This is a genomic window from Umezawaea sp. NPDC059074 (assembly GCF_042738955.1).
Taxonomy (GTDB): domain Bacteria; phylum Actinomycetota; class Actinomycetes; order Mycobacteriales; family Pseudonocardiaceae; genus Umezawaea.
In genome coordinates, this window is the sequence record NZ_JBHYHC010000126.1 from 15,958 (window position 1) to 27,895 (window position 11,938).

Genomic DNA, 11,938 nt, shown 5'->3' on the forward strand with positions numbered 1-11,938 from the left:
CAGACCTTACGTCGTCCGCGCCGCCGCTTTCGCCGCCTTCTTGAAGTCCCGCACCTCACCCAGCGACACGGCGTCCACGACGTCGGCGACACTCCGCCGCGACCCCGCTTCCCCGTAGGCCCCAGCGGCCTCCCGCCACCCCTCGGGCTCAACGCCCATCTGCTTCCCCAACAGCGCCAGGAAGATCCGCGCCTTCTGATCCCCGAACCCCGGAAGAGCCTTCAACCGCTTCAGCACAGCGGCCCCGTCCCCGTCGGCCCAGATCCGGCGCACGTCCCCGTCGAACTCCTCGACGACGTACCGGCACAACTCCCGCACCCGCTTCCCCATGGACCCAGGGAACCGGTGGATGGCGGGCGGCTTCGACACGGCCGCCACGAACTCGTCCTCGTCCATCTCCGCGATCCGCACCGGATCCACGTGCCCCAACCGCTCCTGGATGACCTTCGGCCCCTTGAACGCCTTCTCCATCGGGATCTGCTGGTCCAGCAGCATTCCCACGAGCAGCGCGAACGGGTCCTCGGCGAGCAGTGCGTCGGACGCCGGGTCTTGGGCCAGGCAGAGCGTGCGGGTCATGGGGAGAGGATCCCACGGGGGTGTGGAACTCGCCGTTGGCACCGGGAGCCCGTTGGCCGCACGACATCAGCGACCACCTGCTCCCGGCGGTGTTCGAGCAGCCGGGTGAGCGGTTCGCCTGCGACAAACCCGCGCGGCCGCTGTTCGGCAGGCTACAGCTCCACGATGCTCCACGACTCGAAGTCGCCGTCCGGGCGCGCGGCGAGCGACCAGCCGTCGTCGAACCTCAGCGTGAGCGACTCGTCGTCCGTCACGTCGACCGACGCCACGGTCTTCATGAACAGGCCGAGCACGGGGGTCAGCGTGCCGGGTTCGCCGGGCTTGATCTCGTGCGACTCGCCCGTCCCGCTGCACAGCTCGAACGGGACTTCCACGACGAGTTCGGCGCTGAGCCGCGGGTGCGCGACCAGGGTGAGGCGGACCTGGTGGTCGAACGACGTCCGCCAGACCTGCGTGCCGACCAACTCGTGATGCGACTGCATGGTTGTAACGCTCCGAACTGACTAGTGGTCTCGCGGGCAATGTAAGGCCGGGGCGACCGCGATACGAGGCCGGGACGGTTACAGCTCGTCGTCCAGCCACGAGAGGTACGGCCGGTCGCCCTCCGGCGTCTCCCGGCGGGAGAGCCCGTAGCTCTCGGCGCGGAACACCGCGAACGGCAGCGCCATCCGCAGCGCGAGCACCTCCATGCCGGGGTAGAGCGGCCGAGTCTCCTCGACGATCGCGTACTCGACGTCGACCGGGTCGGGCAGGTCGAGCTCCTCGATCGCCTCGAACTCGGCGCGGGCCGCGCGGGTGGGCGTGATCCGGACGGCGGCGGGCCCGGTCACCTCCCAGGAGAACACGGTGAACTCGCTCAGCTCCGGCCGCGACCACTCGCACCAGCCGGTGCCGTCGGCGCGGAACACGAGCTCCTCGTCCTCCATCGCGCTGTGGTAGCCGTAGTCGAAGCTCCATCGGCCCACCAGGTCGGCGCTCATGTGGCCCAAGCTACAGAGTGGGCTGATCGACATGTCGACTCGAGGTCGATCATCATTCGGCGTTCAACGCCTGTTCAGGGGCCTGTGAACAGCCTTCGCACAAGATCGCGTGAACGTTACGTGTTCTTCCCCACGGTAACGTCCTGTAGAAGTTCGCAACCTCGCAGCCCCGGAATGGGTGATTGATGGGCCTGAGTAGGTGAGAATGGGCGGGTGAGCGCACCACGTCAGGTCGAGGATCTCGTCGACGTCGACCGTCCCGCATGGCCCTGGGTGCAGGGACTGATCGACAAGTCCGAGTTGTCGGTGGAAGTGCTGCCGGTCGGCCCGGAGTCGGCGCGGCGCACGCTGCACCGCCTCCAGGTGACGGCGGGGTCCGCGCTCGGCGCGATCGCCCTGCACACCGGTGGCCTCGTCATCGACAACTGGGTCCGCCTGCTCGGCGGCGGCGGGGCACTGCCCGCCCTCGGCGAGTACGAGGAGGTGGGCAAGATGACGGTCGGCTACGACCTGCTCGGCGGCAGGTTCGCGCTCAACGGCACCGCGTTGGACGGCCCGCCCGGCGGCCTCTGGTACTGGGCCCCGGACACGCTGGAGTGGGAGAGCATCGACTCGACCTACAGCGGCATGCTGGAGTGGTTCCTCGGCGGGGCGCTGACCAAGTTCTACGCCGACTGCTACTGGCCCGACTGGCGGTCCGAGGCGGCGCGCGCGGCGCCGTGGGAGGGCATCACGCTCTTCCCGCCGCCGTTCACCAAGGAGGGCACCAAGGCCGACCAGGTGCGCCGCAAGATCGTGGACATGAGCCTGCTGCTCGACCTGTACGTGGACACCGCGCGCCAGCTCGCGGGGAAGGGCCCGGACGACCTCGTCGCTCAGGCCCCCGCCGCCCGCGCCTGAGCCACCACCTGGTTCAGCAGCACCCGCAGCGCCTCGCGGTCGACGGTCGCGGGGTCTTCGGCGAACCACTCGCCGAAGTCCTCGACGAACTGGTCGGGCGTCATCGGCACGACCACCTGGTTCTCGTCCTCGTCCGTGGTGATCTCCCCCTCGCGGCTGGGGTAGATCAGCAGCGCGCCGCGCACCTCGAGGTCGGGCAACGCCCGCCGGTAGGCCTCCAGGCCCTCGGGCAGCATCGTGCCACCACCGCGGAACACGTGGCCGTTGCGCCACAGCGTGCCGTCGTCGTCCGCGCCGTAGTGGCCGGGTAACCAGGACTTCGACTCGACCAGCACGAGCCGCTTCCCGCACAGCACGGCGTGGTCGATGTCGGCGAACACCGAACCGGGCCACGACAGCCCGTGGAAGATCCGCGCCCCCGGCAGGCGGGTCAGGTACTTGCCGAGCACCTCCGCGCTGTACCGCTCGCAGATCCGCTCCTCCGGCTCGCCGTACACGACGCCGGTGTCGTAGCGGCCCGCGAACACCCGGTCCTCGCGCATGCTCCTCAGGTACTTGCGGACCAGCTTGAACGCCGCCGTCGCCGCGGCCGCCACCAGCGGCAGCCACACGACGAGCAGGACCAGCGAGAACCCGAACACCGCGACCGCCAGGAACAGCAGCAGCCACCCGGTGATCGCCGCCAGCGCGGGCGCGTGACCCGGCCCGCTGGTCGGCACGTACCGGACGCGCTGCGTCAGGTCGACCAGGTGCCACCACGGGATGTCGCCGAGGTCCACCCACGGGCGCGGCGGCACGAAGTTCGGGTCGTCCCCGAACACCCGCAGCTTCGTCGACCGCCGGTTCCGCGGCCTGGTCGCGACGGTGGTCGTGGCGCCCGCGCGGTCGTAGTGGAACCGCCGCACGGGGTCCTGGAGCGTCTCGTACGCCTCCTGGAGCGTCCGGAACCCGTCCCCGCTGCCACCCGCGTCGGGGTGCGCGACCTTGGCGAGGGTCCGGTAAGCGGACTTGATCTCCCTGGTGGACGCGCTACGCCCGACGCCCAGCACCTCGTAGTAGTCGACCGCGCGCACGAAACCGCCCATCGTCAGTGACCCCGCGGAGCAGACCCTATTGTGTGCCACCGAACCAGCCGAACAGCCCCGCCCCGAGTTGATCACTCGAAGGGCTGACGGCCACGTTGTGCTGCCGCCGTTGCTCCGTTGGGCTTGATCTCCCACCACGACAAGCCCGAACCACTAGGCTGGGCCACGAGTCCGGTAGCGCAGAGGTTGTCGCGCCCCGCAGCGAGCGGGGAGGACGCCGGTTCGACCCCGGCCCGGCTCATCGGGGACCTGTAGCGCAGTGGTTGTCGCGCCCACTCACACAGAGCGGGAGCACGCCGGTTCGAGTCCGGCCTGGTCCGTGTCTTTTGGGGGCGAAGCCCCCAAGCCCCACCCGGCGGGCTGCGCCCCCAGACCCCCGGTTGATGGGCTGCGCCCATTCGCCCGCCCTGCTTCGCATCGGGCGGGCCTTCCCATGTCGCCCAGGTGCGTCAGCGAAGCCCGGATTCGTCGCGGTCGATGGCGCTGTGGAAGAAGGCGGTAGCCGCTCCGCTCGCCGTCGATCCGCCGAGAACCGCTGTGGCGACGTCGTGCGCGGTCAGGTACGTCAGGACACCCGTCGCGGCACCACAGACGGCGCCGAGCAGGAGCACGACCGCACTTCTCGTGGTCAGCAACGGCGGGGGAGTCGACTTGCTCATCGCTTCTCCAGGTGCATCGAGTTGATGGTCCTGCCGCACTCCTATGTGTCGGTCAGACGCCTGTGGCATGGGCGTTCCTCCTCGAACGAAAGTTCGCCACGGGCCTGCCGCCGCACCCCGACTTCGACATAGGAGTGCTCAACAAGCCCTTCTGCGGATCACGAGGCCCTGACCGGATGCTCCGGCCCGCGTACTCGAGTGAGGATCAGGACGAGGTGCAGGATGACCATTCGGCAGATCTGCCGCACGACGTCCACGAGGACCGCCACTTGTGGAGCGTGCTGCTCGCCGAGCAGTGCGCTGGCCCCGCCTGGTCGGATTTCGTGAACAAACTCGCCGGTTACGGCCATGCGGTCATGATGGCCTGGTTGATCAGCGGTGAGATCTTCCACCAGTGCAAGAGGCACAACTGCTGGCCCGGAGAACCCCCTCCGTACTGGGAGCACGAGGACATGGTCGGCTTGTCCGGCGACACCGTGGCCAAGGCGATCGTCGACTTCCGGGACCGCGCGGTGCTGGGAGGCGAGTGGAGACCGGAATCCGGTGCGAGCCTGAAGACCTACTTCATCACCGGGTGCGTGTACGCCTTCCCGAACCACTACCGGAAATGGCGGACCGAACACGATCGCCGACGTCGGTTCGAAGCGCGCACCGTGGACGTGGACAGCATCGCCGGCTTGCCGTCAGGTGACGATCCAGCCGACCTCGTCGTGAAGCGCCTGAGCGTTCAGGCCGGGCTCGGCGGCATCAAGCACCCGGTCGCCCACAAGGCCATCATCCTGCAGGAGATGGGTTACACACTCGGCGAGATAGCCGAACTCCTGGGCGTGACCAGGAATGTGGTCAAGAGCGCGTTGGAGAGACACCGCTTCCAGGGGCGACGTGCGGTTTCGGGAGGAGATGAAGATGCCTGAACCGGTGAACGCGCGGGATCACGTCGCGAAGCTGATCAGCGAGTCCTCGTTCGGCACTGCCGATGTTCGGAGTTTGTGCGCGCGGACGAGCCCCGACGTCGCTGGATCTGTTCTCGAGCGAGTGCTGCGGATCGACCAGAGCGCGGAACAGACACCGGTCAGGTTCCCCATCGACCGGTCCTTCCTGCGAGTGAAGGTCCGTGTCGGCGCCCAGCCGCCGATCCCGCTCGTGCCGCCGGAACTGGGATGGCCCGCGCACAGCCTGTTGGGCCGCCTGCGTGATTCCTCAAGGCGAGAACTGCTCGAAATCGGGGCTGTGGTCAGATTTCCGGACGACGAGGAAATCATCGAGCAGGACGCGACCGACACCCATGCACTGCTGCTGCTCGACGGTGTCGTGAAGGTTCAGGCGTCGGACGAGACCGGTAATACCGCTCTCCTGGCCATCCGGGTGGCGGGTGACATCGTGGGAGAGATGTCAGCGCTCGACGGGAGGCCTCGATCCGCGTCCGTCTTGACCTGCGGGAACGTGGTGGCACTGATGATCAGCAGTTCGGAGTTCACGGCCTTCCTGCAGCGGCGCAACGACGCGTTCATCGAGTTGTTCGCGATGATCAACGATCAGTTGAGGTGGTCCGATCAGCGGCGTCGGGACTTCCTTTCCTTCCCCGCTGCGGAACGGGTTGCCCGAGTGGTGTGCGAGCTGGTCCGGACGTACGGAAGGCAGGAGCCCGAAGGGTGGGTGTTGGGCATCCCGTTGACCAAGGTCGAACTGGCGTCGCTCGCGGGAATGAAGCCGCGGACGGCGGAGAAGGCGTTCAGCGATCTGCGGAAGGCGGGAGTTGTGGTGAGCCACCTGCGGCGCAATGTCGTCGTCCCCGACCTGGACAGGTTGTACGAGTTCTCGGCAGTGGCGTCACCCGAGACGGGAAGTCGTTCTAGGACGACGCTCGAAGGGCAGGTCTTCGCCGGGCAGGCCGTCATGTAGGCGAGAGCCGGTCGAGTCCGGGTGGAATGGGAATCGCTTGGGGCAACGGGTTTTCTACACTCGGTCGATGCCGGGTGACCGCGAATCCGTGAGCCTTCGTCCTGCCACCGCTGCCGACTCGGTGGCCGTTGCCGAGATCTGGTTCCGTGGTTGGCAGGACGGGCATCTGGGGCATGTGCCCGATGAACTCCGTGACGCCCGGACCGAGGAGTCGTTCTGGGTGCGGGCGCCGGAGCAGGTGGGGGACACGACTGTCGCTGTGGTCGGTGGGGTGGTTGCCGGGTTTGTGATGGTGGTCGGGGACGAGGTTGAGCAGGTGTACGTGGATGCCGCTCACCGTGGTGCCGGGGTGGCGGGGGTGTTGCTCGCTGAGGCTGAGCGGCAGGTTGCCGTCAACGGGTTTGGCGAGGCGTGGTTGGCGGTTGTGGCGGGGAATGTGAGGGCTCGGCGGTTCTACGAGCGGTGCGGGTGGGTGGATCGTGGGGGGTTCGAGCATCTGGCCGCTGGAGGGATCGTGGTTCCGGTGCGGCGGTATGTGAAGCGGGTCGGTTCAGGTACCTGAACCTGGGGCGAACGGGGATTGGGTCATTGACGGAAGTGGTCTAGTCCACTTAGCTTGAGTGTGTCCGACTGATCACGCTCTGAACACCCCGACGACTCCGACCGGACGATCCGCCGCCGACCGGTCGGCTGCCATGCCCTATGTGGTGCCGAGGCACCACGAGCGCACTTGGAGCCCTGTATGTTCAGTTCAGCCAGGCGAAAGCTGGTGGCGCTCGGCGGAGCCGCCCTCGCACCCCTGCTGGTGGCGGGAATGCTCGCCGCGCCTTCCGCGGCCACCGCGGCACCCGAAGCGGGGGTCGGCGCGCAGGCGATCACCAAGCGGGTCATCGGTTACTTCGCGCAGTGGACCGTCTACCAGCGCAACTACCACGTCAAGAACATCCGCACGAGCGGGTCCGCGGCGAAGTTGACGCACATCAACTACGCGTTCGGCAACGTCAGCGGCGGCAAGTGCGTGCTCGGCGACGTCGAGGCCGACACGAGCAAGTTCTACGACGCGGCGTCCAGTGTGGACGGTACGACGGACACCTGGGACACCGGCGCGCTGCGCGGCAACTTCAACCAGCTCCGCAAGCTGAAGAAGCTGTACCCCAACCTGAAGGTCATCTACTCCTTCGGCGGGTGGACCTGGTCCGGCGGCTTCGCGCAGGCCGCCGCGAACCCGGCGGCGTTCGCGGACTCCTGCTACAAGCTGGTGGAGGACCCGCGCTGGGCCGACGTGTTCGACGGCATCGACATCGACTGGGAGTACCCGAACGCCTGCGGCCTGAGCTGCGACACGAGCGGGTTCAACTCGTTCAAGACCCTGATGGGCGCGCTGCGCAGCAGGTTCGGCTCCAACAACCTCGTCACGGCCGCCATCACGGCGGACGGCACCACCAACGGCAAGATCGACAAGGCCGACTACGCCGGTGCCGCGCAGTACGTGAACTGGTACAACCCCATGTCCTACGACTACTTCGGCGGCTTCAACCCCACGGGGCCGACGGCTCCGCACTCGCCGCTGACGTCGTACACGGGCATCCCGACGCCGGGCTTCTACACCGACGCGGCGATCCAGAAGCTGAAGAGCAAGGGCATCCCGAGCGACAAGCTGTTGCTGGGCCTCGGTTTCTACGGTCGCGGCTGGACCGGCGTCAGCCAGGCCGCGCCGGGCGGCACGGCGACCGCCGCCGCTCCGGGCACGTACGAGGCGGGCATCGAGGACTACAAGGTCATCAAGACCAAGTGCCCGACCACCGGAACGGTCGCGGGCACCGCGTACGCCAAGTGCGGCAACCAGTGGTGGAGCTACGACACCCCGTCCACCATCGGCGGCAAGGTCACGTACGCGAAGAACCAGAACCTCGGTGGCGTGTTCTTCTGGGAGCTCTCGGGAGACACGGCCAACGGTGAGCTGATCACGGCAGTCAAGAACAACGTCGGCTGATCAGCCGCGCTGACCACCGGCCCACCCTGCACGGACCGGTGGTCAGCGTGCTCAGCCGCGCCTAGGGTCGTCGGCATGGACGACCCGCTCGAACGCCTGCGCGCGCTGTGCCTGGCGCTGCCCGAGACCACGGAACGGCTCAGCCACGGCGAGCCCGCGTGGTTCGTGCGCGGCAAGAAGACCTTCGTCACCTACTCCGACCACCACCACGACGACCGCGTCGCCTTCTGGTGCGCCGCACCGGAAGGCGTGCAGCAGGTGCTGGTCGACAGCGACCCCGAACACTACTTCCGCCCGCCCTACGTGGGCCACCGCGGCTGGCTCGGCGTGTACCTCGACGTCCCCGTCGACTGGGACGTGCTCGCGGACGTCGTGGACGACGCCTACCGCGCCGTGGCCCCGAAGAAGCTCGTCGCCGAGCTCGACGGCTGAAAAGTTGCGGGCCGCCCGGACCTGCCCCAGGCTTCCGCGTCATGGCGACCTGCGACGTGTGCGGCAACGACTACTGGATGGCCTTCGAGGTGCGCACCGTGAGCGGCGGTGTGCACACGTTCGACAGCTTCGAGTGCGCGATCCAGCGCCTCGCGCCCCGGTGCGAGCACTGCGACTGCCGCATCCTCGGCCACGGCGTCGAGGTGGAGGGCCGGTTCTTCTGCTGCGCCCACTGCGCCCGTGAAGGCGCGAGCGGCCTCGGAGCCCAGATCCGCGACACCGTGGGAGCGCACCCCGGCTAGGGGCAGCGCAGCACCAGTTTCCCGTGCTGGAACGAGGGTTGGAGGTCGCCGCGCGCGTCGACGCTCTTGACGCCGTGCGGCAGCACCTCGTCGATCGCGCTGAACGCGAGGATGTCCGACACCCCGTAGCGGCCGTGCAGCGCGCGCTGGCCGGGGAACCGCAGCGCGCGGCCCTCCAGCCGGTCGCGGTGGGCGAGCGCGGCCCGCAGGGCACCGCGCCGCAAGTCCTCCGGGCCCGCGAGGCGTTGCAGCGATCCGTTGTGGACGGCCACGCCGTAGCCGCGTTCGACCAGCGTCGACAGCGTGTTCTCCGAGGGGTACTCCGGCAGCCGGAACGACATGGCGTGGTGCCCGTCGACCTCGTGCGCGCACACGACCCGCGCGTCGTAGAGCAGCGCGGCGTGCAGGTGGAGCGCTGTGGTGTCGACGTCGTCCGGGGTGCGGTGGTCCGCGTCCAGCCCCAGCCAGGTGCTGCCCTGCACTGGCGCCTCCTCGGCATGTGGTGTTGCGCGTGGACGCTAGTCCGATCGGGTGATGTCGCGGTAGCCGCCGAATGGCTGGTCGGTGAACGTCGTCAGATCGGCAGCAGGTCGAAGCCGCCGAGGAACGGCAGGACGCCCGCGTTCTGCAGCGCCGCGGCCGACAGCCACACCGACAGCACCGTGATGATCGGCCCGACGACGGCCATCTCGACCTTGCCGCCGGTCTTCATCCGCATCGGCTTCGGCGGCGCGACGTTGTACCAGGTCTTGCCGCCCAGCGGGATCGGCCACAGCATCGGGCAGCCCTGCTCGGTGATCGCGTCGCCGAGGTAGTGCGCCACGCAGCCGATGCCGACCGCGACCCCGCACGCCGCCGCGCTGGCCGCCGTCCGCTCGGTCCACGACAGGCACAGCCAGGTGATCCCGGCCGACGCGGCGGTGATCAGCAGCGCGTCCTGCTTGGGGTGCCAGTCGTTCAGGATCCCGCGCACGGCGAGGCCCGCGAACACGAACATCAGCAGCGGCAGCACCCACTTCTGGCTGGTCTGCACGATGGCCGTGGTGCCGACCGTGGCGAACAGCGCGAACACCAGCGTGTGCGTGAGCCCGCGGTGGCTGCCGTCGCGCTTGGAGTCGCGCTTGGTGCGGGTGGTCCGGTACACGAACGAGCTGACCGCGCTCACGCCGCCGGAGATGCCCTCGGTGAGCGGCCCGAACGTCCGCGACACGGTCGAGCCGGGGTGGTCGAGGTCCGGCAGCAGCGCCGCGCCGGTGGCGAGCACGGCCCCGACGACCCACCCCTGCGGGTGCAGTTGGCCGATGGGGTGGTCAGCGGCGATGGCCGTGACGGCGGCCCAGGCCAGCAGGCCGCTCATGGCGTGGGTTGGTCCCGTGGACAACTGTGCTTCCCCCCAAGATCACTCTTTCGGGGAAGCGTAGGTGATCACCGGAACCTACCGGTCAGTTCCGCGCCGTCGAGGGGCTCATGGCAGGCTCGGTGAAGTCGCGGCGTCGTTTATGTCACGGTCGGCCGACGGAGTCCACGCGTTAGCAGTACGCTTGTACCGCTTGCGCGGGTCGCGAGTAGGAACTCGAAGGGAGTAGTCCGAGAACATGGGCAAGATCAAGGTGCAGGGCACCGTCGTCGAACTCGACGGCGACGAGATGACCCGGATCATCTGGCAGTTCATCAAGGACAAGCTGATCCACCCGTACCTGGACGTCAACCTCGAGTACTACGACCTGGGCATCGAGCACCGGGACGCGACCGACGACCAGGTCACGATCGACGCCGCCAACGCCATCAAGAAGCACGGCGTCGGCGTCAAGTGCGCGACCATCACGCCGGACGAGGCGCGGGTCGATGAGTTCGGCCTGAAGAAGATGTGGGTCTCGCCCAACGGCACGATCCGCAACATCCTCGGCGGCGTCGTCTTCCGCGAGCCGATCATCATCTCGAACATCCCGCGCCTGGTGCCGGGCTGGACCAAGCCGATCATCATCGGCCGCCACGCCCACGGCGACCAGTACAAGGCGACCAACTTCAAGGTCCCCGGCGCCGGTGAGCTCACCATCACCTTCCAGCCCGCGGACGGCTCCGAGCCGATCCAGCACGTCGTCGCCAACTACGGCGAGGACGGCGGCGTGGCGATGGGCATGTACAACTTCAACAAGTCCATCGAGGACTTCGCGCGCGCCTCGTTCTCCTACGGCTTGCAGCGCAACTACCCGGTGTACATGTCGACGAAGAACACGATCCTCAAGGCGTACGACGGCGCCTTCAAGGACATCTTCCAGAAGATCTTCGACGAGGAGTTCAAGGCGGAGTTCGACGCCAAGGGCCTCACCTACGAGCACCGCCTGATCGACGACATGGTCGCCGCCGCGATGAAGTGGGAGGGCGGCTACGTCTGGGCGTGCAAGAACTACGACGGCGACGTCCAGTCCGACACCGTCGCGCAGGGCTTCGGCTCCCTGGGCCTCATGACCTCGGTCCTGATGACCCCGGACGGCAAGACCGTCGAGGCCGAGGCGGCCCACGGCACCGTCACGCGCCACTACCGCCAGCACCAGGCGGGCAAGCCCACCTCCACGAACCCGATCGCCTCGATCTACGCGTGGACCGGCGGCCTGAAGCACCGCGGCAAGCTCGACGGCACCCCCGAGGTCACCAAGTTCGCGGAGACCCTCGAGCAGGTCGTCATCGAGACCGTGGAAAGCGGCAAGATGACCAAGGACCTCGCCGCGCTGGTGGGCAAGGACCAGGAATGGCAGACGACCGAGGACTTCCTCGCGACGCTGGACGAGAACCTCCAGAAGAAGATGGCTTCCTTCTGACGTAAGTCGTAGGCAGGTGAAGGGCCCGACCGGGAAACCGGCCGGGCCCTTCAGCATTTGCAGCAAACAAAGAGAGATAGAAATACAGGAAGACAGAAAGACCGAGCTGGTGACCAGAAGCAGGCGCCGGGGCAACGTAGTGGCTCACCACCCAGGCACAGGGTCGGTGGCGGGCTGGCTGGGACTGGCAGGCGAGGGCCACGGAACGTGGCCGATTTGACATGGGGATTTCGGCCTTAAAATTGTGGTCGGGCGGGACTCTCTTTGGACCGCCTTTTGAGCCCGACAAA

The 11,938-nt window shown here is 67.9% G+C and carries 15 protein-coding genes and 2 tRNA genes; 10 read left to right on the top strand and 7 right to left on the bottom strand.

What is annotated here, in order from left to right; all coding sequences use genetic code 11:
* Positions 1-6 precede the first annotated feature (6 nt).
* From ACFWW9_RS36860 to ACFWW9_RS36870, 3 genes are all read right to left on the bottom strand, one after another.
* Positions 7-576, bottom strand: coding sequence for an HhH-GPD-type base excision DNA repair protein (locus ACFWW9_RS36860; protein ID WP_390386991.1), 570 nt, complete (start codon positions 574-576; stop codon positions 7-9).
* Between the two features lie 152 nt (positions 577-728).
* Positions 729-1,058 (bottom strand): DUF6188 family protein, encoded by a 330-nt coding sequence (locus ACFWW9_RS36865; RefSeq protein WP_390386992.1) that lies wholly within the window; start codon positions 1,056-1,058, stop codon positions 729-731.
* A gap of 78 nt (positions 1,059-1,136) precedes the next feature.
* On the bottom strand, positions 1,137-1,556 hold the full coding sequence (locus ACFWW9_RS36870; protein ID WP_390386993.1) for a hypothetical protein: 420 nt from the start codon (positions 1,554-1,556) through the stop codon (positions 1,137-1,139).
* Positions 1,557-1,769: 213 nt separating this feature from the next.
* Between ACFWW9_RS36870 and ACFWW9_RS36875 the strand changes: the two genes are divergently transcribed.
* Complete coding sequence (locus ACFWW9_RS36875; RefSeq protein ID WP_390386995.1) at positions 1,770-2,456, top strand: DUF2625 family protein; 687 nt, start codon at positions 1,770-1,772, stop codon at positions 2,454-2,456.
* On the opposite strand, the gene ACFWW9_RS36880 is transcribed toward ACFWW9_RS36875, so the two are convergent.
* Positions 2,432-3,541, bottom strand: a complete 1,110-nt coding sequence (locus ACFWW9_RS36880; RefSeq protein ID WP_390386996.1) for a DnaJ domain-containing protein — start codon at positions 3,539-3,541, stop codon at positions 2,432-2,434. The genes ACFWW9_RS36875 and ACFWW9_RS36880 overlap by 25 nt on opposite strands.
* A gap of 167 nt (positions 3,542-3,708) precedes the next feature.
* On the opposite strand from ACFWW9_RS36880, the gene ACFWW9_RS36885 reads away from it, so the two are divergent.
* Both ACFWW9_RS36885 and ACFWW9_RS36890 read left to right on the top strand, forming a co-directional pair.
* Positions 3,709-3,782: transfer RNA gene (locus ACFWW9_RS36885), tRNA-Arg, on the top strand.
* Positions 3,783-3,786: 4 nt separating this feature from the next.
* A tRNA-Val gene (locus ACFWW9_RS36890) sits at positions 3,787-3,861 on the top strand.
* Positions 3,862-3,990: 129 nt separating this feature from the next.
* On the opposite strand, the gene ACFWW9_RS36895 is transcribed toward ACFWW9_RS36890, so the two are convergent.
* Complete coding sequence (locus ACFWW9_RS36895; protein ID WP_390386997.1) at positions 3,991-4,200, bottom strand: hypothetical protein; 210 nt, start codon at positions 4,198-4,200, stop codon at positions 3,991-3,993.
* A gap of 62 nt (positions 4,201-4,262) precedes the next feature.
* Between ACFWW9_RS36895 and ACFWW9_RS36900 the strand changes: the two genes are divergently transcribed.
* From ACFWW9_RS36900 to ACFWW9_RS36925, 6 genes are all read left to right on the top strand, one after another.
* The gene (locus ACFWW9_RS36900) at positions 4,263-5,114 is read left to right on the top strand and encodes an RNA polymerase sigma factor (protein WP_390386998.1); all 852 of its coding nucleotides are present in this window, start codon (positions 4,263-4,265) and stop codon (positions 5,112-5,114) included.
* Complete coding sequence (locus tag ACFWW9_RS36905; RefSeq protein WP_390386999.1) at positions 5,107-6,102, top strand: Crp/Fnr family transcriptional regulator; 996 nt, start codon at positions 5,107-5,109, stop codon at positions 6,100-6,102. The genes ACFWW9_RS36900 and ACFWW9_RS36905 overlap by 8 nt, the downstream gene beginning before the upstream one ends.
* 67 nt (positions 6,103-6,169) lie before the next feature.
* The gene (locus ACFWW9_RS36910) at positions 6,170-6,664 is read left to right on the top strand and encodes a GNAT family N-acetyltransferase (RefSeq protein WP_390387000.1); all 495 of its coding nucleotides are present in this window, start codon (positions 6,170-6,172) and stop codon (positions 6,662-6,664) included.
* A gap of 180 nt (positions 6,665-6,844) precedes the next feature.
* Positions 6,845-8,095 (top strand): glycoside hydrolase family 18 protein, encoded by a 1,251-nt coding sequence (locus tag ACFWW9_RS36915; protein WP_390387001.1) that lies wholly within the window; start codon positions 6,845-6,847, stop codon positions 8,093-8,095.
* Positions 8,096-8,170: 75 nt separating this feature from the next.
* Entirely contained in the window at positions 8,171-8,527 is a 357-nt protein-coding gene (locus ACFWW9_RS36920; protein ID WP_390387002.1) for an MmcQ/YjbR family DNA-binding protein, read from the top strand.
* A gap of 41 nt (positions 8,528-8,568) precedes the next feature.
* Positions 8,569-8,829, top strand: a complete 261-nt coding sequence (locus ACFWW9_RS36925; protein ID WP_315933486.1) for a Prokaryotic metallothionein — start codon at positions 8,569-8,571, stop codon at positions 8,827-8,829.
* On the opposite strand, the gene ACFWW9_RS36930 is transcribed toward ACFWW9_RS36925, so the two are convergent.
* The gene (locus ACFWW9_RS36930) at positions 8,826-9,311 is read right to left on the bottom strand and encodes a hypothetical protein (RefSeq protein ID WP_390387003.1); all 486 of its coding nucleotides are present in this window, start codon (positions 9,309-9,311) and stop codon (positions 8,826-8,828) included. The genes ACFWW9_RS36925 and ACFWW9_RS36930 overlap by 4 nt on opposite strands.
* A gap of 92 nt (positions 9,312-9,403) precedes the next feature.
* A complete protein-coding gene (locus ACFWW9_RS36935; protein WP_390387004.1) occupies positions 9,404-10,210 on the bottom strand; it encodes a metal-dependent hydrolase in 807 nt (268 codons plus the stop codon).
* A gap of 214 nt (positions 10,211-10,424) precedes the next feature.
* Here ACFWW9_RS36935 and ACFWW9_RS36940 point away from each other — a divergent pair, with 214 nt between their 5' ends.
* Complete coding sequence (locus ACFWW9_RS36940; RefSeq protein ID WP_390387005.1) at positions 10,425-11,648, top strand: NADP-dependent isocitrate dehydrogenase; 1,224 nt, start codon at positions 10,425-10,427, stop codon at positions 11,646-11,648.
* Positions 11,649-11,938: the final 290 nt, after the last annotated feature.

Excerpts from the sequence above, each read along its gene's own strand:
- ACFWW9_RS36860 (WP_390386991.1), bottom strand. The coding sequence starts at position 576 with ATGACCCGCACGCTCTGCCTGGCCCAAGACCCGGCGTCCGACGCACTG.
- ACFWW9_RS36865 (WP_390386992.1), bottom strand. The coding sequence starts at position 1,058 with ATGCAGTCGCATCACGAGTTGGTCGGCACGCAGGTCTGGCGGACGTCG.
- ACFWW9_RS36870 (WP_390386993.1), bottom strand. The coding sequence starts at position 1,556 with ATGAGCGCCGACCTGGTGGGCCGATGGAGCTTCGACTACGGCTACCAC.
- ACFWW9_RS36880 (WP_390386996.1), bottom strand. The coding sequence starts at position 3,541 with ATGGGCGGTTTCGTGCGCGCGGTCGACTACTACGAGGTGCTGGGCGTC.
- ACFWW9_RS36895 (WP_390386997.1), bottom strand. The coding sequence starts at position 4,200 with ATGAGCAAGTCGACTCCCCCGCCGTTGCTGACCACGAGAAGTGCGGTC.
- ACFWW9_RS36905 (WP_390386999.1), top strand. The coding sequence starts at position 5,107 with ATGCCTGAACCGGTGAACGCGCGGGATCACGTCGCGAAGCTGATCAGC.
- ACFWW9_RS36910 (WP_390387000.1), top strand. The coding sequence starts at position 6,170 with ATGCCGGGTGACCGCGAATCCGTGAGCCTTCGTCCTGCCACCGCTGCC.
- ACFWW9_RS36915 (WP_390387001.1), top strand. The coding sequence starts at position 6,845 with ATGTTCAGTTCAGCCAGGCGAAAGCTGGTGGCGCTCGGCGGAGCCGCC.
- ACFWW9_RS36920 (WP_390387002.1), top strand. The coding sequence starts at position 8,171 with ATGGACGACCCGCTCGAACGCCTGCGCGCGCTGTGCCTGGCGCTGCCC.
- ACFWW9_RS36925 (WP_315933486.1), top strand. The coding sequence starts at position 8,569 with ATGGCGACCTGCGACGTGTGCGGCAACGACTACTGGATGGCCTTCGAG.
- ACFWW9_RS36940 (WP_390387005.1), top strand. The coding sequence starts at position 10,425 with ATGGGCAAGATCAAGGTGCAGGGCACCGTCGTCGAACTCGACGGCGAC.